Below are 24031 nucleotides of genomic sequence, written 5' to 3' on the forward strand. Positions count from 1 at the left end.
CCGCCCGTCAGCCGGCGGTGCGCGTGGCGGTACGGGCCAGGTCCTCCCCGCCCCCGGCGCTCTCCTGCGCCGCGTCGGCCTCCAGGGCCGCGCCCCGCGGTCGCGCCCCCGGGATGAACACGGCGATCAGCGCGGCCAGCAGCGCCGCCCCGCACGCGATGGCGAAGCCGGTGCGGAACCCGGTCAGCGAGGGCACCTCGACTCCGCCGAAGGTGAGGGTGCTGTTCGCCAGCACCACGCCGATCGCGGCCCCCGCGGTGCTGGTGCCGATCGAGCGCATCAGGCTGTTCAGGCCGTTGGCGGAGGCGGTCTCCGAGACCGGGACGGCGCTCATGATCAGGGTGGGCATCGCCGCGTACGCGATGGCGATGCCGGAGGTGACCACGCAGGAGAAGACGATGACCTGCCACACCTCGTCCATCATCACCAGGCCCAGCGCGTAACCGGCGGCGATGACGAGCGAGCCGAGGATGAGTGAGGTCTTGGGCCCCCGGGACTTGGTGATGACGGCCGACAGCGGCGAGAAGAGCATCATCATCAGCCCGCCGGGGGCCATCGCCAGTCCCGCCGCGAGCATGGTCTGGCCGAGCCCGTACCCGGTCTCCCGCGGCAGCTGGAGCAGCTGCGGCGCGATCAGCGACATCGAGTACATGGCGAACCCGATGACCAGCGCGGCGAGGTTGGTGAACAGCACCTGCGGCTTGGCGGTGGTGCGCAGGTCCACCAGCGGGTCGGGCGTGCGCAGCTCGTACCAGCCCCAGACGAGCAGCACGAGCACGCCGGCGGCGAAGACACCCAGGGTGCTGCCGCTGCTCCAGCCCCAGTCGGCGCCCTTGGACAGCGCGAGCAGCAGGCAGACCAGGCCGATGCCGATGCCGATCGAACCGGCGAAGTCGAAGCGTCCGGGGGACCGTACCGGCGACTCGGGTACGTAGCGGGCGATCAGGACGAGGGCCAGCGCGGCGAGCGCGGCGGAGGCGTGGAACAGCACGTGCCAGTCGAAGTTCTGGGCCACCAGGGCGGCGGCGGGCAGTCCGAGCGCGCCGCCGATGCCCAGGGAGGCGCTCATCAGCGCCATCGAGGAGGCGACCCGCTCGGGCGGCATGACGTCGCGCATGACGCCGATGCCCAGCGGGATGAGGCCCATGCCGAAGCCCTGGAGGGCCCGTCCGGCGATCATCGGGAGGACCGAGTCGGACAGCGCGCACACCAGCGATCCGGCGATCAGCAGGCCGAGGTTGACGAAGATGATCCGGCGCTTGCCGAACATGTCGCCGAGCCGGCTGGTGGTGGGCATGGCGACGGCGGCGGCCAGGAGGGTGGCGGTGACCACCCAGGAGGCGTTGGCGGCGGTGGTGTCGAGCAGGACGGGCAGCTGGACGAGCAGCGGGATCACCAGGGTCTGCATCAGCGCGGTGACGATGCCGGAGAAGGCGAGGATCACGACGATGACGTTGGCCGACCCCTTGGCGACGGGGGTGGGTGGCGCGGTGGGTGGTGGCGCGGTGGAGCTGGGCATGGGAAGGCGGCCTCCGGGCGGAGTGTGCGGGGGAGGAAGGGAAGGGCGACGGGAGCGGCGGGGCGGGGCTCACGACCCCTTCATGCAGCATACATACGATGTGCATCATGCATATTTCGTTCGGGTGTGGAACGCTCGGTCTTGGGGTTTTCTTGAGGATCCGACCCAGGAGGTAACCGAGGTGGCCCAGTCGCGGGAACGGTTCGAGGGGCTGCAGCGTGAACTGCTGCTTCTGACCCGGTACGAGTTGTCCAGCCGGCAGCGCGACGGCGGCGCCGCCCTGGAGCGTTCGGCCCATCTGCTGCTCACCCGGCTCGCCGCCCAGGGCCCCATGACCATCGCCGAACTCGCCCAGGCCTTCGCCCTGGACACCTCCACCATCAACCGGCAGACCGCCGCCCTGCTCCGGGAAGGACTGGCCCGCCGGGTGCCCGACCCCGACGGCGGGATGGCCCGCCGCCTCCAGATGACCGAGGAGGGCGCGCGCCGGCTCGCGGACCGCGAACAGCGCAGCAGGGAGGGCCTGGCCGCGGTGCTCGCCGCATGGGACCCGGAGGACGTACAGGCCCTGGAGGAGTCGCTCACCCGCTTCAACCAGAGCATCGAGGCCCGTACCGGACGCAGCTGGCCGCGCCCGGCGGGAGGTGGGCCCGCCGGACCGGACGGGACCCCGGAGAACGCCGCCGGCTGAACCCGCCCGGCCCGGTCCGCCTACCGGTCGCGCTCCTCGGCCTCGCGCCGCGCGTCCTCCGCCCGGAAACCGCGCCAGGCGATCCAGGCCACCGTCCCGATGGAGATCGCGAAAACGATCAGGGTGGCAGTCGTCATGGTGCGGCGATCCCTTCGGTGGTGCGGGGGCGGGGCTCGGTCGGTACGGGTGGACGCGCGGTCACAGCCAGCCGCGTTCCCGCGCCAGCCGTACGGCCGTGTGCCGGTTCTCGGCGTGCAGCTTGGCCGCCGCCGAGGAGAGGTAATTGCGTACGGTGCCCGGGGCCAGCGCCGCCCGTTCGGCGATCTCGCTGACCGGCGCCCCGTCGGCCGCCAGCTCCAGCAGCTCCGTCTCCCGGGCGGTCAGCGGCGAATCGCCCGCGCTGATGGCGTCCGCCGCCAGCTCCGGGTCAATGTAACGGACGCCGCCGTGCACCGTTCGGATGATTTCCGCCAGCCGCTGCGCCGACACCGTCTTCGGCAGGAACCCGCGCACCCCGGCGGACAGCGCCCGCTTCAGATGCCCGGGCCTGCCGTGCCCCGTCACGATCATGGTGGTGCACCGCGGCAGTTCCGTCCGCAGCCTGGCCGCCACCGTCACCCCGTCCGCACCCGGCATCTGGAGGTCGAGCACCGCCACATCCGGCCGGTGCGCCGCCGCCATGGCCAGCGCCTCGGGACCCGAGGCGGCCTCGGCGACCACGACGAGGTCGTCCTCCAGCGAGAGCAGCGCGGCCAGCGCGCCGCGGATCAGATGCTCGTCGTCCGCCAGCAGCACCCTGATCACGCGCCCACCTCCCGGTCACCCGCAGGGCCCGGCAGCAGTGCCCCGTCCGGCGGCCCGGCCTCCCGCTCCCCGGTGTGCGGCACGGCCGCCCCCGGCTCCTCGCGCCCCGCCGCGTCCGTCGCCGCGCCCGCCACCGCGCCCGTCCGCGTCCGGGCCGCGGCACCCGCCGGGGAGGGCACCGGCACCGTCGCCGTGAGCCGGAACGAACCGCCCTTCCCGGCCCCGCCCCCAGCCCCGGCGGCACCGGACCCCGCGACCCCGCCCCCGTACGGTTCCGCCGTCAGCGTCCCGCCCAGCGCACCCAGCCGGCCGCGCAGGCCCCGCAGCCCCGTACCGTCCGATCCACCGGGCGCCGCGCCCGCGCCCCGCACCCCGTCGTTCTCCATCTCCAGCACCGCCACGATCCCGCCCCGCGCCGGCGGCCGCAGCCGGATCACGCACACCGCCGCGTCCGCGTGCCGCAGCACGTTCGTGGTGCCCTCCCGCACCACCCACCCCAGCGCCGACTGCACGGCCACCGGCAGCTCCGTACTGCCCCCGTCCTCGATCCGGCAGCGGATCCCGGCCGCCTCCAGCACACCGCGCGCCCCCGCCAGCTCCGCCTGGAGATCCGCCTCCCGGTAGCCGCGCACGACCTCACGCATCTCCTGCTGCGACTCCCGCGCGATCCGCTGGACCTCCGTCATCTGCTCCACCGCCGCCGGCGACCCGCGCCGCGCCAGCTGCGCCGCCAGCTCGCTCTTGAGCGCGATCACCGACAGGTTCCGCCCCAGGACGTCGTGCATGTCCCGGCCGAACCGCAGCCGTTCCTCCGCGACCGCCAGCCGGGCCTCCGTCTCCCGAGCCGCGTCCAGCTTGTTCACCACCCGCAGCGTCCACGCCGTCACCCGGCAGGTGAAGGCCATCAGCACCGACAGCCCTCCCGACATGACCGCCAGCACCAGCGTCAGCTGCGTCGCCATCCCCGCCGCCGTGCCGCCGACGACCATCGCGCCCACCAGCACACCCAGACCCGCCCACAGCTGCCGCTGCGACAGCAGCAGCGAAGGACCGGAGATACCGAACGCCCACAGCGAGACCAGGGCGCCCACCGTCGTCTCCGGCGCCTGCCCCGCCGCCACCGACACGAACACCAGGGCCACGATCAGCACCGTCACCACCGCGTGCGCGGCCAGCAGCCGCCCCGGCCACACGACGCCGCGCCCCTCGGCCAGGTACCAGCGCAGCCCGACCCGGGTGAGCTGGATGTTGCACAGGCCGTGCAGCAGGATCAGCACCCCGGTCCCGACCGCCGACAGCGGATGGCTGTTCGCGATCCACTGCGGCATGTTCAGCGGCACCGCGACCAGCTCCACCCCCGCGAAGGTGTACAGCGTGTACCGCGTGTAGTGATGCACCCGAGCCCGCTGGCTGCTGCCGATCAGCCGGTCCACCCAGCCGCCGCCACCCGGTGCCGCCGTCCCCATGCCGCTTCTCACATCCCTCTCACTGCCGCGGATCCCAGCGGAACCACCGCCGTACAGCAAACACCGACAGACCGGTCCACACCACCGCCAGCACCAGCGCCAGACGGATCTCGCCGCCCGTCATCCCGCCCAGCCAGCCACCGCGCACCAGCTCCACCACCGGCGTCATCGGCAGCGCCCGGAAGACATTGGCCACCCCGTCCGGCAACCCGTCCAGCGGGACGAAGAGCCCGGAGGCCACCGCCGACAGCATGAAGAACGGCAGGCTGGTGATCTGCGCGCTCTCCACGGTCTTGGTGAACGCCGCCGTGACCGCCGCCAGCGCCACCATCATCACGATCCCGAGCAGCACCGCGACCACCAGCACCACCGGCTGGTCCGGCATCCCCACATCGAGGATCAGCGCCCCCGAGATCACCAGCAGGGCCACCTGCGCCAGCGCCAGCGCCAGCGAGGGCAGCGCCGTACCGGTCAGGATCTCGGCGTCCGTCACCTCCCCGGTGCGCAGCCGCTTGAGCACCCGCTCCTCACGCCGCGCCACATACGCCGTGATGGGGTTGAAGTACGCCACCAGCAGCAGGACGAACCCGATGCCGGCGGTCAGCACCATCTCCCCGACACCCAGGCTGGTCCCCGTCGACTCCAGGTTGCCGGCCGAGACGTACGACACCAGCACCATGCCGACCGGCATCGCCAGGCTCATGAACAGCGCCGTGCGGTTGCGCAGCAGCAGCGTCAGCTCGGCACGCCCCAGCGAGCCCATCCGCCGCAGCGACGCCCTGCTGGGCATCCCCATCAGCAGCCGCCACGTCTGCGTGCTCATCCCCGCGTGCCGTTCGCCGCCACCGCCACCGCCGTGCGGCACGTGCCGCACCCCGGTGTGCGTCGCGGTGTCCGTCCCGCCCCGCGCGTCCTCGGTCCCCGTGCGCTGCTTCATGCTCCCGCCACCTCCAGAAAGACTTCCTCCAGCGAGGCCGAGCGGGCGTCCAGATCCACCAGCTCCACCTCCGCGTCCCGCGCCCACAGCAGCACCTCGGTCAGCGCCCGCTGCAACTGGCGGGTACGGATCTCCACCCGCTGCCCGTCCGCCGCGGCCGGCACCGTCAGCGGCAGCCGCTCGGGCCCCACGCCCGGCGGCAGCGTGAACCGGATCCGGGCCGGCTGGGCCTCCAGGACCTCCCCGGTGGTTCCCGACACGACGATCCGTCCCTCCCGCATGATCGCCAGCCGGTCGGCGAGCACCTCCGCCTCCTCCAGGTAGTGCGTGGTCAGCAGCACCGTGGTCCCCGCGTCGCGCAGCTCGCTCACCAGCTGCCAGGTGCGCTGCCGCGCCTCCGGGTCCAGACCGGTGGTCGGCTCGTCGAGGAACAGCAGCGCGGGCCGCCCCATCAGCGCCATCGCCAGGTCCAGCCGCCGCCGTTCACCGCCGGACAGCTGCTTCACGCGGACATCCGCCCGGTCCGTGAGCCCCACCAGCTCCAGCGCCTCGGGCACCGGACGCGCCCCGGTGACGCAGCCGGCCCACATCCGCGCCGTCTCGGTCACCGTCAGATCGGCCGGGAACCCGCCCTCCTGGAGCATCATCCCGATGTACGGGCGCACCCGGGCCCGCTGCCGGTACGGGTCGTGCCCGAAGACCCGCACCTCGCCGCCGGTCGCCGGGGCGAGCCCCTCCAGCAGCTCCACGGTGGAGGTCTTGCCCGCGCCGTTGGTGCCCAGCAGCGCGTACAGCTCCCCCCGCCGCACCTCGAAGTCCATCCCCCGCACGGCCTCGAAGCCGTCGGGCCCCTCCGGACCGTAGCGGCGGCGCAGTCCGCGCGCCTCGATCACCGTCGTCCCCCACGCATCACCCTTGGTCATGCCTCAAGGGTTCCGCCGCCGGGGCCCGGGTCCCACTGCCGACTGTCATGGATCCGTATGACGAATGTCAGATCGGGCGGGGCACGTGCGCCCCACAACGCCGAAGGGCCCGGTCTGTTGAGACCGGGCCCTTCATCTGAGCGGACGACGAGATTCGAACTCGCGACCCCAACCTTGGCAAGGTTGTGCTCTACCAGCTGAGCTACGTCCGCCTGGTTGCCCCGCACGGGGCTTCCCGGGTGGTGCGGCACCTACTGTACCCGATCCCCGAGGGGGTCTTGTACCGAGTACGGAGATGCAGAGCGGGTGACAGGAATCGCACACTGCGCCTCCCCCTTGGAAAGGGGGCGTTCTACTACTGAACTACACCCGCATCTCCACCCGCTGGTGCGCATGACGGGCATACGCACCGGAGTGGATAGAGCGGGTGACAGGAATTGCACACTGCGCCTCCCTCTTGGAAAGAGGGTGTTCTACTACTGAACTACACCCGCGCATCCGCCTCGTTCGGGGCTTTTCCGGCCCCGCCCTTCGGCGTGATCCAGACTCTAGCCGATCACCCGGGGTCGTTGGCAAATCGGCCCAACGACCGGATCAGTGCGCCTCGTTGAAGGCGTCGTAGACCTTGCGCGGGATGCGTCCGCGGGCCGGTACGTCGAAGCCGTTGGACTCCGCCCAGGCGCGCACCGCGCGGGGGTCGGGAGCCACCGAGGTGTGGGTGAAGGTCCGGCCCGACTTGGCGCGCTTGCGGCCGGCCGTCACATAGGGGGCGAGGACGGTGCGGAGTTTCTCCGCGTTCTCCTCGCTGAGGTCGATCTCGTACGTCTTCCCGTCAAGCCCGAAAGCCACCGTTTCCGACGCTTCTCCGCCGTCGATGTCGTCGGAGAGGGTGACCACGACGCGCTGTGCCACGGATATCGGTCCTTTCGGCGGGTGCGTCCCCCGTGCCTGACGGCGACGACGGCGGCGACGGAGCCGGTCCTGGCCGGACCGCGCGCCGGTGTCGCGGGGACGTTCCCATGATCGGGAGCAAGGTGCTGTACTGCTGTACGGCGGTGCCGCGTTCGTTATTTGTACATCGGCCGGCTTTTTCTGCGAAGCGCGAAGTCCCGGCGAGTGGAAATTCGGCCGCACGTGTCATGCCGCAATGGGGACCTTACGGTTTTCTCGCCGCTTCTTGCAGGGGTTTCCGCCCCCGATACCTGAACGTGACCGATTCATGCCAGAGGCGGGGCCGTCCGGCGTCAGGTCTACCCGTGTAGATTTGTCCGACAGGTACGCTGATGGGCAGCAGCGTCAGCACCAATCCCACCGGGAGTACCTGTGGCCCGCGTCGTAGTCGACGTCATGCTCAAGCCGGAGATCCTCGACCCCCAGGGCCAGGCCGTGCAACGCGCGCTGCCCCGGCTCGGGTTCGCCGGAATCTCCGATGTCCGCCAGGGCAAGCGCTTCGAGCTGGAGGTGGACGGCCCCGTCGATGAGGCCGCCCTCGCCCGTATCCGCGAGCTCGCCGAGACCTTCCTCGCCAACACGGTGATCGAAGACTTCACCGTGCGCGTGGAAGAGAGCGCGGAAGAGGTCGCGCCGTGAGCACCCGTGTGGGAGTCGTCACCTTCCCCGGCTCGCTGGACGACCGAGACGCGCAGCGCGCGGTCCGGCTCGCCGGCGCCGAGCCGGTCGCCCTGTGGCACCGCGACACCAGCCTGCACCAGGTCGACGCGGTGATTCTGCCGGGCGGCTTCAGTTACGGGGATTATCTGCGCTGCGGTGCGATCGCCCGTTTCTCCCCGGTGATGGAAACCGTCATCGAGCAGGCCAGGGCCGGCCTTCCGGTCCTCGGGATCTGCAACGGCTTCCAGGTGCTGTGCGAATCGCACCTGCTGCCCGGTGCCCTCACCCGTAATGACCACCTGCATTTCATCTGCCGTGATCAGCGGCTGCGCGTCGAGAACGCCGACACCGCCTGGACCGCCGACTACACGGCCGGCCAGGAGATCACCATCCCGCTGAAGAACGGCGAGGGCGGCTACGTCGCGGACGAGCGCACCCTCGACGAGCTGGAGGCGGAGGGGCGCGTCGTCTTCCGCTACCTGGACGGCAACCCCAACGGCTCGCGCCGCGACATCGCCGGCGTGAGCAACGCCGCCGGCAACGTCGTCGGCCTGATGCCGCACCCCGAGCACGCCGTCGAGTCCCTCACCGGGCCGGGCACCGACGGCCTCGGCTTCTTCACCTCAGTCCTCAAGAAGATGGTCGCCGCCTCATGACGCTCGACACCGTCAAACACGCCGCCGACACCCCGGACACCGAGCTGCCGTGGGCCGAACTCGGCCTCAAGCACGACGAGTACGAGCGCATCCGCGCGATCCTCGGCCGCCGCCCGACCGGCGCCGAGCTGGCCATGTACTCCGTGATGTGGTCCGAGCACTGTTCGTACAAGTCCAGCAAGGTGCACCTCAAGCAGTTCGGCGAGAAGGCCCCGCACTCCGACGCGCTGCTGGTCGGCATCGGTGAGCAGGCGGGCGTCGTGGACGTCGGCCAGGGCTACGCGGTCACCTTCAAGGTCGAGTCGCACAACCACCCCTCGTACGTCGAGCCGTACCAGGGCGCCGCCACCGGCATCGGCGGCATCGTCCGCGACATCATCGCGATGGGCGCCCGCCCGGTCGCCGTGATGGACCCGCTGCGTTTCGGCGCAGCCGACCACCCGGACACCAAGCGCGTGCTGCCCGGCGTCGTCTCCGGCATCGGCGGCTACGGCAACTGCCTGGGCCTGCCCAACATCGGCGGCGAGATCGTCTTCGACGACTGCTACCAGGGCAACCCGCTGGTCAACGCCCTGTGCGTGGGCGTCATGCGGCACGAGGACATCCACCTCGCCAAGGCGTCCGGCGCCGGCAACAAGGTCATCCTGTACGGCGCCCGCACCGGCGGCGACGGCATCGGCGGCGCTTCCATCCTCGCCTCGGAGACCTTCGAGGACGCGGACGGCAAGCCCGCCAAGCGCCCCGCCGTCCAGGTCGGTGACCCGTTCCAGGAGAAGCTGCTCATCGAGTCCACGCTGGAGCTGTTCGCCCAGGACCTGGTCGTGGGCATCCAGGACCTCGGCGCGGCCGGCCTGTCCTGCGCCACCTCCGAGCTGGCCTCCAACGGCTCCGGCGGCATGCGCGTCGAGCTCGACACGGTCCCGCTGCGCGACTCCTCCCTGTCGCCGGAGGAGATCCTGATGAGCGAGTCCCAGGAGCGCATGTGCGCGGTCGTCGAGCCGGAGAAGGTCGAGCGTTTCCTCGCGGTCTGCGAGAAGTGGGACGTGATCGCCACCGTCATCGGTGAGGTGACGGACGGCGACCGGCTGGAGATCTTCTGGCACGGCGAGCAGATCGTGGACGTGCCGCCGCGCACCGTCGCGCACGAGGGCCCGCTGCTGAACCGCCCGTACGCCCGCCCCGAGTGGCAGGACGCGCTCCAGGCGGACGACGCGGGCGCGCTGCCCAGGCCGGAGACCTCCGAGGAACTGCGCGAGCAGGTCGTGCGGCTGGTCTCCTCGCCCAACCAGGCGTCCAAGTCCTGGGTGACGGACCAGTACGACAAGTACGTTCTCGGCAACACGGTGCTGGCCCAGCCGGAGGACGGCGGGATGATCCGGATCGACGAGGAGACCAACCTCGGCGTCGCGATCGCCACCGACGGCAACGGCCGGTACGCGAAGCTCGACCCGTACGCGGGCGCGCAGCTGGCGTTCGCCGAGTCGTACCGCAACGTGGCCGCCACCGGTGCCAAGCCGCTGGCCGTGACCGACTGTCTGAACTTCGGCTCGCCCGAGGACCCGGCCGTGATGTGGCAGTTCGCCGAGGCCACCCGCGGCCTGGCGGACGCCTGCCAGACGCTGGGCACCCCGGTGACCGGCGGCAACGTCTCGCTGTACAACCAGACCGGCGAGCAGGCCATCCACCCGACGCCGGTGGTCGGTGTGCTCGGCGTGATCGACGACGTCACGCGCCGTACCCCGCACGCCTTCAAGGAGGCCGGGCAGCTGATCTACCTGCTCGGCGACACCCGGGCGGAGTTCGGCGGCTCGGCGTGGTCCCAGGTGATCCACAACCACCTGGGCGGTCTGCCGCCGAAGGTGGACCTGGAGCGCGAGCGGCTGCTGGCCGAGGTCCTGATCAACGCCTCCCGCGACGGCATGATCGACGCGGCGCACGACCTGTCGGACGGCGGTCTGGTCCAGGCGGTCACGGAGTCGGCGGTGGCCGGGGGAGTGGGTGCCCGCCTGGTCGTCCCGGACGGCCTGGACGCGTTCACCTTCCTCTTCTCCGAGTCGGCCGGCCGCGCGATCGTGGCCGTGCCGCGCAGCGAGGAGACCCGCTTCACCGACATGTGCGCGGCCCGTGGCCTTCCGGCCGCGCGGGTGGGCGTGGTCGACGGCGAGTCGATCGAGGTGCAGGGCGAGTTCGGCATCCCGCTGGCGGAGCTGCGCGAGGCGCGTGAGGCGACGCTGCCGGCGCTGTTCGGCTGAGCACACGAGCGTGCGACGGGGCCGGTACGGACGTACCGGCCCCGTCGTGCTGTGTCAGCGCAGGACCAGCTGCACGATCGCGACGGATCCGACCAGGACGATGAGCGTCCGCAGCACGGTCTGGCTGAGCCGCCGCCCCACCTTCGCGCCGAGCTGACCGCCGATCGCGGAGCTGACGGCGAGCAGCGCCACGGTGGTCCAGTGGAAGTCGGCGAGGAAGAGGAAGAAGAGCGCGGCGACGCTGTTGACGAGGGCCGCCAGGACGTTCTTCACGGCGTTGAGGCGCTGCATGCTCTCGTCGAGCGTCATGCCCATCAGGGACATGTAGATGATCCCCTGGCCGGCCGCGAAGTAGCCGCCGTAGACGCTGGCGAGCGCGAGCCCGACGGACAGCACCGGCCCGCCGTCGGGGTGGGCGGTGGAGCCGTCGCGTTCGCGGCGCTCGCGCAGTTTCCGGCTGATCCGGGGCTGGAACACCACGAGGATCAGGGCGAGTCCCACCAGGACGGACACGATCCGTTCGAAGGCGGAGGCCGGCAGCGCCAGCAGCAGCGCGGCGCCGGTCAGACCGCCGACGAGGGCTCCGGCCCCGAACTTGAGGAGGCGCGTGCGCTGCCCCCGCAGCTCCCGCCGGTAGCCGATGGCGCCGCTGATGGCGCCGGGGATCAGGCCCATGGCGTTGGACACGGTGGCGGTCACGGGCGGCAGTCCGACCGCCAGCAGCACGGGGAAGGTGAGCAGCGTCCCTGAGCCGACCACGGCGTTGATGGCACCGGCGCCGAGGCCGGCGCTGAACACGGCGATCATCTCTCCCAGGGACATGTGCATGTTCGCGATCATAAAACCTGAACATTTCGGCGAGGACCGAAGGGTAGTGGGGCGACACTGGACACATGGACACCGCTCCTGACCTCGCCGCCGTCGCCCGGCTGCTGGCCGACGGCACCCGCGCCCGGATCTGCTGGGCCCTGCTCGACCGCCGCGCCTGGACGGCCACCGAGGTGGCCCGGCACGCCGCGGTGGCCGCCTCCACGGCCACCGAACACCTGAACCTGCTGGTGAGCGGCAACCTGCTCACCGAGGAACGCCAGGGCCGGCACCGCTACGTACGGCTCGCCGACCCCCAGGTCGCCGACCTCATCGAGACCCTCGCCGCCCTCGCCCCCAACCGCGCCGCCCCCGTCCGCTCCCTGTCGGGTGTCCGCCGGCACGAGGCCCTGGCACGGGCCCGCACCTGTTACGACCACCTCGCGGGCGAGGTGGGGGTGGCCATCACGGACGCGATGACCGAGCGCGGGCTGCTGGACTGGCAGCAGGGCGTCCGGCTCACGGGTGACGGGGCGGTGTGGCTCGCCGAGGTGGGGATCACGCTTCCCGTCGTCCGCACGCGCCGCCCGCTGGTCCGCTCCTGCCTCGACTGGACCGAACGCCGCCCGCACCTGGCGGGCGTGGTGGGGGCGGCGCTGTGCCGCCACGCGTTCGAGTCGGCCTGGCTGACCCGTGACAAGTCCTCTCGCGCGGTGACCGTGACGGACGCCGGCCGGGCCGCCCTGTCGGCGCAGCTGTCCCTGACGCTGTGAACGGTCGACGGTGAACAGTGGCGCCGTACGCGGCCGGCCGTGCCCCTACGGCTCCGGGAAGCGCCGCAGCGGACAGTGCGGGCGGCAGGCGTACAACTGGTACCGGTACCCCCACCGGTCGAGCAGCGGCGGCCCCAGCCGCCGGGCCATGGCGCCCAGATAGCGATTGCACAGCACACAGCGGATGCCCATGAGCTGATGCGGCTGTAACCGGCGCAGGTCCGGCAGTGGCTCGGTCACGGTGCTCACCCCCTACGACGGGGCCCCGACCGCTCCCGGACCGCCTCGATGTGCCAGGTGCTGATGCGGTGATGAGCGACGGCGCGAATGAGACGGAGACGAAGAAGGCGACTGCGATGGCTACGAGCATGACATTCTTCGACCCCGCGCGACAGACCCACCGGAAGCGACCGGCATCGGACGGCGCGGTACCACCCCCCGCCGGGCGGGGTCCGGGTCGCTGACCCGCGAAAACCGGGGTGACAGCGGGCGCGCGGCCCGGCGACGATGAGGGCCCACCTCGCCGTCGCCGTCGCCGAAGGAAACGCCCATGCCCCGCGCCGTCACGCTGATCCGTTCCGCCGAGCTCTCGGACGCCGCCGAGTACGCCTACGCGGCCACCGCTCCGGCCGAGGCCCGGCTGATCTTCCTGGCCGGTTCCTGCCCGCTGAACAAGGACGGTTCCACCGCGGCGATCGGTGACCACGCCGGACAGGCGGCCGTGTGCGTGGAGAACCTGCGGATCGCGCTGGCCGCCGCTGGTGCCTCGCTGGAGGACGTCATCAGCACCAGGGTGCTCGTCGCCTCGTCCCGGCAGGCGGACCTCGTCGCCGCCTGGGAAGTGGTCCGGGACGCCTTCGGCGACCACGACGTGCCCAGCACGCTGCTGGGGGTCACGGTGCTGGGCTACGACGACCAGCTCGTCGAGATCGAGGCCGTGGCCGCCGTGCTCGACTCCTGAGCGCGGGACACCACAGGCCGGACCGGCACCCCTGCCGCGCACGGCGCGATCCGGTCGTACGGGGCTAGGCAGCGCACACCCGCGGGGCGCACAATCTTTCGTCGCTTCACGCAACTCCCACCGGAAGGTTGCTCTGTGAACCGCTTAAGACGCGCGTGCCTGCCGCTGCTGGCCGCCACCCTGTTGCTCTCCGGACTCGCTGGGAACGCCTCCGCCGAGGACCGGACCGACCCGGCCGGTACCCGTACCGCCGACGCCCAGCTCTCGGGCGGGGCCGCCGCTTTCGCCGCCCTGGCGGACACCGATCCCGCCGCCGCGCTGGAGGAGTACTGGACCCCGGAGCGGATGGCCCGGGCCCTCCCCGCCGACACCCTCGTGCCGGACGCCGCGGATGCCGCCGACGCCACCCCGGCGGCGCGGGCGCCGGAGGACTCCGGGGGCGAGCCCGGCTCGACCGAGCCCGCGCCGCCGCTCCAGCAGGAGGGCCGCGACATCTCGGCTGCCCTCACCGAGACCCCGGTCGTGGGCCGGGTCTTCTACACCAACCCGAACAACGGCGGCGACTACTGGTGCTCGGCCGGCGCCCTCAACAGCGACTCCAAGCAGATGCTGATCACCGCCGGACACTGCGTCAACGTGGGCGGCAGCAACGGCAACGCCGGCGCGTGGATGACCAACTGGACGTACGTCCCGCGCTACCGCGAGGGCGCCCGCCCCTTCGGGACGTTCGCGGCCAAGCAGTTCCGGTCGTTCAACGGCTGGATCAACAACAGCAACTTCGAGTGGGACGTGGCCATGGTGACCACCTGGCCGCTCAACGGCAGCAAGCTGGTCAACGTCACCGGCGGACACGGCCTGAGCTGGAACTACAGCCGCAGCCAGGCCGTCACCATCTGGGGCTACCCGGGGAACCACGCGAGCGGCCAGGTGCAGTGGTGGTGCCAGGGGACGACCGTCGACTCGGGCGGCAGGCTCCGGCTGGACTGCAACTTCGGCGGCGGCTCCAGCGGCGGCCCCTGGCTGCGCGTGTACAACGACAGCACGGGACTCGGCCAGGTCAACGGGGTGACCAGCACCGTCGACTCGGCGGGCGCGAACCGGAGCCCGTACTTCGGTGACAGCGTCAAGGAGATGTTCGACGCCCAGGGCAGCTACACCTAGTGTTCCCGCCCTGCCCGCCCGGTTACGCTGCACCGGGCGGGCAGGGCAGGCACGGCAGCCGGTCGCGAAGCCGCCCGGAGGAGGACGGACATGGGACGTTCCACCCGACGCGCACTCGCCGCCGTCGGCATCCTGACCGGGGTGCTCGTCGTCGGCGCGCTGGCGGGCATGGCGATGGCGCTGGCCTCGGACTCCGGGGACGCCGAGGACTCCGGCGTCATCACGCACACCACGGACGAGGATCCGCAGGACGTGCTGGACTACTGGACCCCCGAACGGATACGGGACGCCGAGCCCGCGCCCATGCCGATCCCCGACTGACGCCCGCGCCCTGACCCCCTCAGGACGGACGGTGTGCCCAGAACAGGGCGTGCCCGGTGTCGCCCTCCGGGACGAACTCCTCCCGTTCGACGGCCAGACCGGCCCCGGTGATCCATTCCCGGTTGGTGGCGGCGTCCGCGACGAACGCCGTCCCCCGTCCTGCGGCCCGCCGGTTCCCGGTCTTCCCGGTCTCCCGGCAGGAGCCGGCGTCTCACCCGCCCACGATCGCCCGCAGCGCGAAGTACAGCAGCGAAGGGCCGAGCAGGCAGCCCACGCCGGTGTAGAAGGTGGCCGTCATGGCGCCGTACGGCACCAGTCGCTTGTCGGTGGCCGCCAGGCCGCCCGCCACGCCCGAGGTGGTGCCCATCAGCCCGCCGTAGGCCATGGCCGACTTCGGGTTGTTCAGGCCGATCAGCGGGGCCACCAGCGGGGTGCCCACCATGACCACCACGGACTTGACCAGTCCGGCGGCCACGGACAGGGCGATGACGTCCGATTCGGCGCCCACCGCCGTGCCGGTCACCGGGCCCACGATGTAGGTGGCCGCGCCACCGCCGATGGTGGCCATCGACTTCGCGTCCGTGTAGCCGAACGCGGCGGCGATCAGGGCTCCGGCCGCGAACGAGACCAGCACGCCGAGCAGGATCGACAGTGCTCCGGCCACCCCGGCTCGCTTGATGGTCTTGAGGTCCACGCCGTACGCGGTGGAGACGATCGCGAAGTCCCGCAGCATCGCCCCGCCCATCACGCTCAGGCCGGACAGGGCGGCGAAACCGGCCAGGCCGGATTCGCCGTCGGTCACCGAACCGCCCCAGTAGGCCAGGGCCAGGCCGAGGAGGATGGCGATGGCGGAGCCCTGGAGCCGTCCCCGGGTCAGCGTTTTGGAGAGCCAGCCGGAGACCAGCATCAGCGCACCGACCAGGGCGAAGGCCACCAGCAGGCCGTTGTTCTCGAAGACGGAGGCGAATCTGTCCAGTTCCATCTCAGGCCTCCTGCCGCTCTTCGGAGGCGGCCTGCGGCGGCAGTGGCTCGCCCGGTTCGCCGATCCGTGCCAGTACGGGCACCAGCGCGAGGCCGGCGGCGATCGCGGCGAGACCCGCCAGGATGGCCATCGGGCCACCGCTGACCGCCTTCACCACGTTCTGGGTGGAGGCCATGGCGATGACGATGGGTATGTACATCGCGCTCCAGAAGAGCACGCCCTGCTCGGTCGCTTGGGGGAAGCGCCCCTTCGCCCGGAGCCAGCCGGTGACCAGCACCAGCATGATCATGGCGAATCCGACCCCGCCGACGTTGGCGTCGACCCCTACGGCGGCGCCGATCAGTTCACCGGCGAGGGTGCCCGCGAGCAGGCACACCGCCAGTGCCGCGACTCCATAAATGATCATCGTCTTCTCCACGCTGAGAGACTGAGGGACAGGAAAGGGTGAGATGGGGGAGTACCGGGCCGGGTCAGGTGTCGGCGCCGGTGAACAGGCGCGCGTAGCGCTTGCGCAGTTCGGCCTTCTGTACCTTGCCCATGACATTGCGGGGCAGCGCCTCCACGAGCCGGACGGCCCGCGGGTGCTTGAACCGGGCGAGGTCACCGCCGATGAAGTCCAGCAGTTCCCGCTCCCCGGGCTCCTGGCCCGGTGCGGGGACGACGACGGCCACCACCGTCTCCCCGAAGTCCGGGTGCGGGACCCCGATCACGGCGGACTCCAGCACGCCCGGGTGGGCGTCGAGCAGTTCTTCGATCTCCTTCGGGTAGATGTTGTAACCCCCGGAGATCACCAGGTCCTTGCCCCGGCCGACGATGCTGAGGTAGCCGTCCTCGTCGACGCGGCCCAGGTCCCCGGTGATGAAGTAGCCGTCCGCGCGGAACTCGGAGGCGGTCTTCTCGGGCAGCCGCCAGTAGCCGGTGAAGACGTTCGGGCCGCGTACCTCGATGCTGCCGACCTCGCCGTCCGGCAGCACCCGGCCGGTCGCGGCGTCCACCACCCGGATCTCGGTTCCGGGCAGCGGCTTGCCGACGGTGCCGGGCTTGCGCGGCCCGTCCGCGTACGGGTTGGTGGTGTTCATACCGGTTTCCGTCATCCCGTAGCGCTCCAGGATGGTGTGCCCGGTTCGCGCCCGGAACGCCTCGTGGTCGCTCGCGAGCAGTGGCGCCGAGCCCGAGACGAACAGCCGTACCGAGGAGCAGGAGGCGGCGGTGAGCCGATCGTTCCGCAGCAGCCGGGTGTAGAAGGTGGGCACGCCCATGAGCACGGTGGCCCGGGGCAGCAGGTCGATGATCGTCTCCGCGTCGAACTTCGGCAGGTAGTACATGGAGGCCCCGGCCGTGAGGGTCATGTTCGCGGCGACGAAGAGCCCGTGGATGTGGAAGATCGGCAGGGCGTGGATCAGCCGGTCCTCGCCCGTGAACTGCCACGAGTCGAGCAGTGCCCGGCAGTTGGAGGCCAGATTGCCGTGCGAGAGCACGGCGCCCTTGGAGCGTCCGGTGGTGCCGGAGGTGTAGAGGATGGCGGCCGGGTCGTCGGCCGAGGCCGTGAAGGGCTCCGGCTCCGGGGCGTCCGGTCCGCCTTCCAGCAGGGTTCCGTCGCCCGCCGTGCCGAGGGTTTCCAGGACGAGTTCCGGGCCGGCCCGGTGCGCGTGGCCGGCCCGGTGCTCCGGGGAACAGACCAGGACGCGGGGTTCCGCGTCCTGGATGAAGTACTCCATCTCGGCGCCGGTATAGGCGGTGTTGAGCGGCAGGAAGACACCGCCGACGCGCAGGGTGGCCAGGTAGAGCGCGATGGCCTCCGGGGACTTCTCCACCTGCATGGCCACCCGGTCGCCCGGGGTGACCCCGTCCGCGACGAGCCGGGCGGCGATCAGGCGTACGGTCCGTTCCGTGTCGCCGTAGCTGACGCTCCGCCCGTCGGGCAGCTCGAAGAGTGCCTTGTCCGGCTGCCGTTCCACCTGTTCGGCGAAGGACTGATGGATGGTCGTCGGCAGAGGTGGTGCCATCGGGGCTGTTCCTTTCACGTTCCGCTCGTGTCCCGTGCGGCCGCCGCGTGGGCGTCCCGCATCGGCCCGCCGAGAGCGACGGTGCGGTGGCGTACGAAATCCTCGTGCCGGCGCTCCAGCCGCTCCGGTTCGTAGCGGTAGTTGATCATCGCGCCGTACGACTGCCGCCAGGCCGTGGGCGAGGTGTCGGCCGGCCAGTTGAGCTGCCAGGCGGCGGCGCCGTTGCCGAGGTGGAAGCGGGCGACGGGGTCGAGCGGTCGCCCGTCGGTCTCCCGCTTGCCCAGCGCGATGTAGCGGGTCAGGGCGGGGAGGAGCCGCGAACGTATCCGCTCGGTCTCCGCCGCCGGGAGAGCGGATATCCGCTGCGGCCCGGCCAGGGCGTCCAGCTCGTCCCGAAGCGCACGCAGCCGCGGGTCGTGCCCGGCCTGGGCGGTGAGCCAGCGGCGAAACCCGGGGAGCGGGGAGAGGGTGGCGAAGCGCCGCAGATGCGGCAGCCGTTCGCTCACGTCCTCGATGACCTGTTTGATGAGGAAGCTGCCGAAGGAGACCCCGGCCAGCCCGTCCAGCGCGTTGTTGATCGAGTACAGCGCGGCGGTGTCCGCCTGCGCCGGGTCCAGCTCCGGGCCGGGTTCCAGCAGCGGGCCGACGCGGTCGGGCAGGCCGCGTACCAGCGCCACCTCCACGAAGATCAGCGGCACATCCCCGGTGGCCGGGTGGAAGAAGGCGTACAGGTCGCGGTCGGCGGGCTCCAGCCGGCGGCGCAGTGCGTTCTCGTCCGCCATCGGGTGGACCCGCTCGCCGCGCAGCAGTCGCCCGCGCAGCTCCGGCGGCGCGTCCTGCCAGGTCACCCGCGCCATGCGCAGGAATCCGCGGTTGAACCAGGAGGTGAGCAGGTGGTGGAAGTCGTGGTCGAGGGGCCGCAGCGGCGGGTGGTGGCGGGCGAGCCGGAGCAGGTCCTCGCGCATGCCGACCAGGGCCAGGGTGGCGCCCGGCGCGTGGTGGAGGCGGCGCAGCAGCTGCTGCCTGGCCGGTTCGACCGCGTCGAAGAGCCGGACGAGTTCGGTGTCGCCGCCCAGGCCGCCGTCCCTGGCGGCTTCCCACTGGTGGAAGGCCGCGCGGACCTGGTCGGCGTCGACGCCGTACGCCGTCGTGACGTGGGTGAAGAACGCCAGCCTGCCGTCGTCGTCGAGTGCGCGGTAGGCGGTGAGGGCGCGGGCCGCGACCGCGCGCAGGGACGCCTCGCCCACGTCGCTCATCAGCACCTCGCAGGCCGTGAGCAGAGCTTCCAGCGGGTCTTCCGGTCCGGGGCCGGCGGCGGGGAAGAGGTCGGTGAGGGGCCAGCCGTCATGGTGTTCCACGTTTCGCTCCTCCCGACAGCTTTGGTGTATGCATCACCGGGCGTGATGTATATAACAGCCGCACCGTAGAGGACAGACGTGCGGTGCGCTACCCCCTGGAACACACCGATTGACCGGATAGCCTGAGCCCGGAGGTGCGCATGGCTCGAATCCCGGAGGCCCGGCGGGTACGGGACGCCTTGGAGAAAGCTGTTGTCGAAGGCCGCTACCGCCCCGGCCAGCGACTCGACCCCGCCCAGCTGGAGCGGGAGTTCGGCTGTTCCCGCACTCCGGTGCGTGAGGCCCTCCAGGCCCTGGAACGCTCGGGGCTGGTGCAGATCCGCGCCAAACAGGGCACCTACGTCACCGAGTTGAGCGTCCCCGAGCTGGCCGAGCGGTTCGAGGTCATGGCCGAGCTGGAGGGCATGGCCGCCAGGCTGAGCGCCCGCCGCATCGAACGCGAGCCCCTGGACGATCTGGGGCGGGCCCTGCGGGAGTGCGAGAAGCACGCGCTGGCCGGTGACGCCGACCGCTACTACTACGCCAACGCCGACTTCCACGGCATCGTGTACGACTCCTGCGGCAATGAATATCTGCGCCAGCAGGTCCGTGCGCTCAAGCGCGTCCTGCAGCCGTACCGGCGGCTGCAACTGCGGGTCCCGGACCGCATGCGCCGCTCCCTCGCCGAGCACCGCACGATCGCGCAGGCCATCACGTGCGGCGACGCCGAGGCCGCCGAGGCGGCCGCCCGCGAGCATGTGCTGGTCCAGGTCAGGGAGTTCAGCCAGCTGGTGCGGACCTGGCGCAGTCTCACCCAGGACGTACGGCCGGTCCCGTGATGATCGACTCCCACCACGACATCGACGAGGCCCTGGTCAGGGCCCTGCTGCGGGAGCAGCACCCGGATCTCGCCGGGCGGGAGCTGCGGCTCGCGGCGACCGGCTGGTCGAACCAGCTGTGGCGGCTGGGGGAGGACCTCGCGGTCCGGCTGCCGCGCCGGGAATCCGCCGCCCCCGAGGCGCTCAAGGAACAGCGCTGGGCCCCCGAAGTGGTGCCGGGCCTGCCGCTGCCGGTTCCCCTGCCGGTACGCGCCGGGGCGCCGTCCGCGCACTTCCCCTGGCACTGGTCCGTCGTCGCCTGGGTGCCGGGGGAACCGGCGGACCGCGCCCCGATCACCGACGGGCCGCACGCCGCCGCCGAACTCGCCCGCTTCCTGCGGGCGCTGCACCGGCCCGCGCCCCCCGGTGTGCCCGGGCACGCCTACCAGGCCGCTCCGCTGCGGACCCTCGGCGTGCTGCCCGGCATGGAGGACGACCCGGCGGTCCTGGCCGTCCAGCGTGATCCCGCGCTCCGCGCCGTGTGGGAGGACGCCGTGGCCGCGCCCGACTGGTCCGGGACGCCGGTGTGGCTGCACGGGGATCTGCACCCCGCCAACGTCGTGGTGAACGGCGGCACCCTGGCCGGGGTCGTCGACTTCGGCGAACTGTGCGGAGGCGACCCGGCCATCGATCTCGCCGCCGCCTGGCTGCTGTTGCCGGCCGGGGCGGACGTGTCCTTCCTGGCCGCGTACGGCGCCGCCGACGAGGCAGCCGTGCGCCGGGCCAGGGGTCTGGCGCTGACCAAGGCGCTCGCCCTCATCGGCATCGGGCGGGCGGGAGAGTTGGGCCGGCCGGGCGGGCAGCCTACCTGGGGGCCGGCCGGCCGAGCGGTGATCGAGCGGCTGCGCGGCGCAGCGCCAGCAGTCCACCCACTCCCGGAATGAGCGACAGCGCCCGGACGGCGGGCGTGGCGTGCGGGAGGCGCCAGGCCAGCAGGATCACGAACAGGTAGGCGCAGCCGTGGGTGGGGCCCAGCAGGGAGGACAGGGGCCGCAGGTGCACGGTGGCGAGGTTGGCCAGCAGGATGAGGAGCGAGACCAGCTCGATGTGCGCGGCGATGCGCAGGGGCCGCAGGGGCACGGTGACGTCCTTCGGGGCGGCGGTCGCGGGGGTACGGGTCGCGGCCCGTACAGGGCAGCACCGACGCTAGGCCGCCCGTCCCGCCCGTCCCAGGGGCCCCGGTGCCACGTTTCAACGGGATGGCGCCATCGGGTCGCCGCGGCCGTCCCGCCCGCCCGGCCGTCGCCGGTCAGGGCCCCGCCGGCACTGTCCCCAGGGAGAGCCAGATCCGGTCGGGGAGCGTCCGGGCGGCCTCCTCCAGATCGAACCCCTCCGTACCGGCCAGCCACCGGGTGACGGCGAAGGTCACCGGCCCCATGATCAGCATCTCGGCCTGGGCGGGCGGCAGCGGCCGCAGCCCCTCGGCGGCCAGCCGCGGCCCGAAGAACTCCAGCAGCTCCGCGACCCGGGGCGCCCGCCCGGCGTCCACCCGCTCGGTGTGGGCGCGCAGATAGCCGGCGTACGGGGAGGCGTGGATGATGAGCGCCTCCGTACGGTGTGCCGCCGACCAGCGCAGATAGCCGCTGACGAGCGCGGTGACGGCGCCCTTGGCCGAGGTGGCGGGGCGTACCGCGTCGGTGAGGGCGGCCAGCAGGTCGTCCTTGCACCGGATGAACAGGGTGGCCGCCAGCCCGTCGAAGCTGCCGAAGTGGTGGTAGAGGCTGCCCACGCTCACCCCGGACGCCTCGATCACCGCCGGCAGGGTGAACCCCTGGGGCCCGGCGTCCCGGTAGACCTCGAATGCGGCCCGCAGCAGCCGGTCGACGGTGTGCTGTCCGCGCCGCTGCTTCGCCGGCCCGGCCGGGGCTGTGCGTGCCCGCTCCGTCACGTGCCCTCACCATATCTTCACTGTCTTCAACGGCCCTGTGTCCTGAGGATATTGACGCACGCCGGGGGTCAACTGGAAAGTGGTTCTAGAACAGCGTTCCAGAAGGGGAGCCCGGGGGGAGGGCTACGGCCATGGAGGATCTCGGGGGCGCCGATCCGCGCCGGATCGGCCGCTACCGGCCGCTCGCCGTGCTGGGTGAGGGCGGCATGGGCCGGGTGCTGCTGGCCACCGGGCCGCACGGCAACCTGGTCGCCGTCAAGCGCGTGCACGAACACCTCGCCGGTGACGCGGATTTCCGCAAACGCTTCAAGCGTGAGGTCGCGGCCTCGCGCAAGGTCCGCAGCCCGCACACCGCGGCCGTGGTGGACGCCGAGATCGACGCGGAGGTGCCGTGGCTGGCCTCCGAGTTCGTGTACGGCCCCTCGCTGCACCGGGTCCTGGAGGAGACCGGGCGGCTGCCGGCCGACGCCGTCCTGCGGCTGGCCGCCGGCCTCGCCGCCGCCCTGCGCGACATCCACGCGGCGCGCCTCGTGCACCGCGACCTGTCGCCGTCCAATGTGATGCTGGCCGACGACGGTCCCAAGGTCATCGACTTCGGGATCGTGCGCGCCGCCGAGGGCGCCGGCACCACCCGGCTGCAGACCATGACCACGGCCGTCACCCGCTCCGGCTCGGTCATCGGGGCGCCCGGGTTCATGTCGCCCGAGCAGGCACAGGGGGCGGAACTGACCCCGGCCAGCGACATGTTCTCGCTCGGCACGATCCTGCTGATGGCGTGCACCGGCACCAACCCCTTCGAGGGCCCCGGCATCCCGCAGACCATGTTCAACGTGGTGTACGCGACGCCCGAGCTGGGCGCGGTCCCCGACCGGCTGCGCCGGGTCATCGAGCCGTGCCTGTCCAAGACCCCGGGCGAACGCCCCACCCCGGCCCGCGTCCTGGAGCTGATCGGCCCGCTGCCCGAGGCCGGGGCCGGGGCGGCCCGTTGCTGGCCGCCCGCCGTGCACCGGATGGCCGAGGCGCAGCGGGCACAGGTGCGCGGGCTCGTCCCGGCGGCGGACGCGCCCACGGTCACCGCGGACGCGGTGCCCCCGACGGTGGTCGCCCCGCCCACCGGGCCCCGGGCGCCCGATCGGCAGAACCCGGCCGGCGGGGTGGTGGCCGCCGTGGGCCTGGTCGTGCTGCTGATCCTCGCCCTGGTGGTGTGGTTGCCCGGCGGCGACAAGGACGACACGGCCGGTGGCGGTACGCCGGCCCCCACCGCCACCGAGACCTTTGACGAGGAGCGGTCCGACCCGGTGGACGAGGCGGACACCGGTACCGACACCGAGTGGGAACCGGAGCCGGAGCCGGAACCCGAGCCGGAACCCGACCCCGTCGGGGACGCGGAAACGGGCGACTGCTTCACCAACCACGGCACCATGCAGGACCTCGACCTGACACCGGCCGGCTGCGGCGACGGCACCTTCGAGGCCGTGGCCGTCTACCACGACAGCACGGACTACGACGACTGCGACGGCGTCCAGGACGTCGACTGGTCCGTCAACTACCCGTACTGGGAAACCACCTTGTGCCTCAGCTACCACCACAGCAGCGGCACCGCCTACCACGCACAGCCCGGCGACTGCGTGTACGGCGAGCAGGGCGACAGCAGTTACTGGGGCGAGGCCGACTGCGAGACCGGCAACTTCACCGTGGTCGCCCGGTTCGGCGAGGACAGCCCCTCCAGCGACTGCGACTCCTGGACCTGGCACCACAGCCGCTACTTCTCCGTGGAGGGCTGGCCGGAGCTGGGCGTACGGCTCTGCCTGGCCATGAACTACCCCGACGACGCGGGCGTCGCCCAGCAGAACAACTGCATGATCAAGTCCGGCCCGGACACCGCCGCGACCTTCACCTTCTCCGGCTGCGAGGAGGGGAACGTCTACGTCACCGGCCGCACCAGCACCTACAACGACATCGCGTTCTGCGGCAACGACGGCTCGACCACCTGGCAGAACTCCGACTTCCCCGACCTCGGCTACACGGTGTGCTGGCAGTGGCTGTGAGCCGCCGCCG

At 72.0% G+C, this 24031-nt stretch carries 25 protein-coding genes and 3 tRNA genes; 11 read left to right on the top strand and 17 right to left on the bottom strand.

The window, feature by feature from the left end:
• Positions 1-7 precede the first annotated feature (7 nt).
• Positions 8-1519 carry an MFS transporter gene (locus tag SXIM_RS14430; protein ID WP_030733143.1) on the bottom strand — a complete coding sequence of 504 codons (1512 nt, stop codon included), beginning with the start codon at positions 1517-1519 and terminating at the stop codon, positions 8-10.
• Positions 1520-1700: 181 nt separating this feature from the next.
• On the opposite strand from SXIM_RS14430, the gene SXIM_RS14435 reads away from it, so the two are divergent.
• Positions 1701-2210: a MarR family winged helix-turn-helix transcriptional regulator gene (locus tag SXIM_RS14435; protein ID WP_030733146.1), complete on the top strand. Its 510-nt coding sequence runs from the start codon at positions 1701-1703 to the stop codon at positions 2208-2210.
• A gap of 198 nt (positions 2211-2408) precedes the next feature.
• Here the strand turns inward: SXIM_RS14435 and SXIM_RS14440 are convergent, their stop codons facing one another.
• The 8 genes from SXIM_RS14440 to SXIM_RS14475 form a co-directional block, all read right to left on the bottom strand.
• Positions 2409-3014: a response regulator transcription factor gene (locus SXIM_RS14440; RefSeq protein ID WP_030733148.1), complete on the bottom strand. Its 606-nt coding sequence runs from the start codon at positions 3012-3014 to the stop codon at positions 2409-2411.
• Complete coding sequence (locus SXIM_RS14445) at positions 3011-4492, bottom strand: sensor histidine kinase (RefSeq protein ID WP_246156885.1); 1482 nt, start codon at positions 4490-4492, stop codon at positions 3011-3013. The genes SXIM_RS14440 and SXIM_RS14445 overlap by 4 nt, the downstream gene beginning before the upstream one ends.
• Before the next feature lie 7 nt (positions 4493-4499).
• The gene (locus SXIM_RS14450; protein ID WP_425473463.1) at positions 4500-5417 is read right to left on the bottom strand and encodes an ABC transporter permease; all 918 of its coding nucleotides are present in this window, start codon (positions 5415-5417) and stop codon (positions 4500-4502) included.
• Positions 5414-6340, bottom strand: coding sequence for an ABC transporter ATP-binding protein (locus SXIM_RS14455; protein WP_030733153.1), 927 nt, complete (start codon positions 6338-6340; stop codon positions 5414-5416). The genes SXIM_RS14450 and SXIM_RS14455 overlap by 4 nt, the downstream gene beginning before the upstream one ends.
• A gap of 139 nt (positions 6341-6479) precedes the next feature.
• A tRNA-Gly gene (locus SXIM_RS14460) sits at positions 6480-6552 on the bottom strand.
• 89 nt (positions 6553-6641) lie between these two features.
• Positions 6642-6713: transfer RNA gene (locus SXIM_RS14465), tRNA-Gly, on the bottom strand.
• 49 nt (positions 6714-6762) lie between these two features.
• Positions 6763-6834: transfer RNA gene (locus SXIM_RS14470), tRNA-Gly, on the bottom strand.
• Positions 6835-6934: 100 nt separating this feature from the next.
• Entirely contained in the window at positions 6935-7252 is a 318-nt protein-coding gene (locus SXIM_RS14475) for a histone-like nucleoid-structuring protein Lsr2 (protein WP_030733157.1), read from the bottom strand.
• A gap of 411 nt (positions 7253-7663) precedes the next feature.
• Between SXIM_RS14475 and purS the strand changes: the two genes are divergently transcribed.
• The 3 genes from purS to purL are packed head-to-tail and all read left to right on the top strand — an operon-like array spanning position 7664 to position 10859.
• Complete coding sequence (purS, locus tag SXIM_RS14480; protein WP_030733160.1) at positions 7664-7930, top strand: phosphoribosylformylglycinamidine synthase subunit PurS; 267 nt, start codon at positions 7664-7666, stop codon at positions 7928-7930.
• Complete coding sequence (gene purQ / locus SXIM_RS14485; RefSeq protein ID WP_030733163.1) at positions 7927-8607, top strand: phosphoribosylformylglycinamidine synthase subunit PurQ; 681 nt, start codon at positions 7927-7929, stop codon at positions 8605-8607. Before purS ends, purQ begins: the two co-directional genes overlap by 4 nt.
• Positions 8604-10859: a phosphoribosylformylglycinamidine synthase subunit PurL gene (gene purL, locus SXIM_RS14490; protein WP_046724272.1), complete on the top strand. Its 2256-nt coding sequence runs from the start codon at positions 8604-8606 to the stop codon at positions 10857-10859. The genes purQ and purL overlap by 4 nt, the downstream gene beginning before the upstream one ends.
• Positions 10860-10913: 54 nt before the next feature.
• Here purL and SXIM_RS14495 read toward each other — a convergent pair whose 3' ends face one another.
• Positions 10914-11681: a sulfite exporter TauE/SafE family protein gene (locus SXIM_RS14495; RefSeq protein WP_174864363.1), complete on the bottom strand. Its 768-nt coding sequence runs from the start codon at positions 11679-11681 to the stop codon at positions 10914-10916.
• A gap of 71 nt (positions 11682-11752) precedes the next feature.
• Here SXIM_RS14495 and SXIM_RS14500 point away from each other — a divergent pair, with 71 nt between their 5' ends.
• Positions 11753-12439, top strand: a complete 687-nt coding sequence (locus SXIM_RS14500) for an ArsR/SmtB family transcription factor (RefSeq protein ID WP_046724274.1) — start codon at positions 11753-11755, stop codon at positions 12437-12439.
• A gap of 45 nt (positions 12440-12484) precedes the next feature.
• Here SXIM_RS14500 and SXIM_RS14505 read toward each other — a convergent pair whose 3' ends face one another.
• Entirely contained in the window at positions 12485-12679 is a 195-nt protein-coding gene (locus tag SXIM_RS14505; RefSeq protein WP_148236115.1) for a hypothetical protein, read from the bottom strand.
• A gap of 310 nt (positions 12680-12989) precedes the next feature.
• Between SXIM_RS14505 and SXIM_RS14510 the strand changes: the two genes are divergently transcribed.
• The 3 genes from SXIM_RS14510 to SXIM_RS14520 all read left to right on the top strand — a co-directional run bounded on the left by SXIM_RS14510 (position 12990) and on the right by SXIM_RS14520 (position 14882).
• Complete coding sequence (locus SXIM_RS14510) at positions 12990-13400, top strand: RidA family protein (RefSeq protein ID WP_030733172.1); 411 nt, start codon at positions 12990-12992, stop codon at positions 13398-13400.
• A 135-nt stretch (positions 13401-13535) separates the two neighbouring features.
• A complete protein-coding gene (locus SXIM_RS14515; protein ID WP_043177601.1) occupies positions 13536-14561 on the top strand; it encodes a trypsin-like serine peptidase in 1026 nt (341 codons plus the stop codon).
• Positions 14562-14651: 90 nt separating this feature from the next.
• Positions 14652-14882 carry a hypothetical protein gene (locus SXIM_RS14520; RefSeq protein ID WP_030733177.1) on the top strand — a complete coding sequence of 77 codons (231 nt, stop codon included), beginning with the start codon at positions 14652-14654 and terminating at the stop codon, positions 14880-14882.
• A gap of 211 nt (positions 14883-15093) precedes the next feature.
• On the opposite strand, the gene madM is transcribed toward SXIM_RS14520, so the two are convergent.
• Genes madM through SXIM_RS14540 form a run of 4 tightly spaced genes read right to left on the bottom strand, consistent with a single transcriptional unit; the run spans position 15094 to position 19228 of the window.
• A complete protein-coding gene (gene madM / locus SXIM_RS14525) occupies positions 15094-15864 on the bottom strand; it encodes a malonate transporter subunit MadM (protein ID WP_234306878.1) in 771 nt (256 codons plus the stop codon).
• A 1-nt stretch (position 15865) separates the two neighbouring features.
• On the bottom strand, positions 15866-16282 hold the full coding sequence (gene madL / locus SXIM_RS14530; protein ID WP_234306879.1) for a malonate transporter subunit MadL: 417 nt from the start codon (positions 16280-16282) through the stop codon (positions 15866-15868).
• Positions 16283-16334: 52 nt separating this feature from the next.
• The gene (locus SXIM_RS14535; protein WP_046724276.1) at positions 16335-17870 is read right to left on the bottom strand and encodes an AMP-binding protein; all 1536 of its coding nucleotides are present in this window, start codon (positions 17868-17870) and stop codon (positions 16335-16337) included.
• 14 nt (positions 17871-17884) lie between these two features.
• A complete protein-coding gene (locus SXIM_RS14540; RefSeq protein ID WP_046724277.1) occupies positions 17885-19228 on the bottom strand; it encodes a malonyl-CoA decarboxylase domain-containing protein in 1344 nt (447 codons plus the stop codon).
• Between the two features lie 140 nt (positions 19229-19368).
• Here SXIM_RS14540 and SXIM_RS14545 point away from each other — a divergent pair, with 140 nt between their 5' ends.
• Together SXIM_RS14545 and SXIM_RS14550 are read left to right on the top strand one after the other, a co-directional pair.
• Complete coding sequence (locus SXIM_RS14545) at positions 19369-20046, top strand: GntR family transcriptional regulator (RefSeq protein ID WP_030733193.1); 678 nt, start codon at positions 19369-19371, stop codon at positions 20044-20046.
• Positions 20046-20969 carry a phosphotransferase gene (locus SXIM_RS14550; protein WP_046724279.1) on the top strand — a complete coding sequence of 308 codons (924 nt, stop codon included), beginning with the start codon at positions 20046-20048 and terminating at the stop codon, positions 20967-20969. The genes SXIM_RS14545 and SXIM_RS14550 overlap by 1 nt, the downstream gene beginning before the upstream one ends.
• Here SXIM_RS14550 and SXIM_RS14555 read toward each other — a convergent pair.
• A complete protein-coding gene (locus SXIM_RS14555) occupies positions 20890-21165 on the bottom strand; it encodes a hypothetical protein (RefSeq protein ID WP_046724281.1) in 276 nt (91 codons plus the stop codon). The two genes, SXIM_RS14550 and SXIM_RS14555, sit on opposite strands and share 80 nt — an antisense overlap.
• 169 nt (positions 21166-21334) lie before the next feature.
• Positions 21335-21973, bottom strand: coding sequence for a TetR/AcrR family transcriptional regulator (locus tag SXIM_RS14560; protein ID WP_046724283.1), 639 nt, complete (start codon positions 21971-21973; stop codon positions 21335-21337).
• Positions 21974-22104: 131 nt separating this feature from the next.
• Here SXIM_RS14560 and SXIM_RS14565 point away from each other — a divergent pair, with 131 nt between their 5' ends.
• On the top strand, positions 22105-24021 hold the full coding sequence (locus SXIM_RS14565) for a serine/threonine protein kinase (protein ID WP_053116198.1): 1917 nt from the start codon (positions 22105-22107) through the stop codon (positions 24019-24021).
• Positions 24022-24031 lie beyond the last annotated feature (10 nt).

Origin of the sequence: Streptomyces xiamenensis (assembly GCF_000993785.3) — a bacterium.
Lineage (GTDB): Bacteria > Actinomycetota > Actinomycetes > Streptomycetales > Streptomycetaceae > Streptomyces > Streptomyces xiamenensis.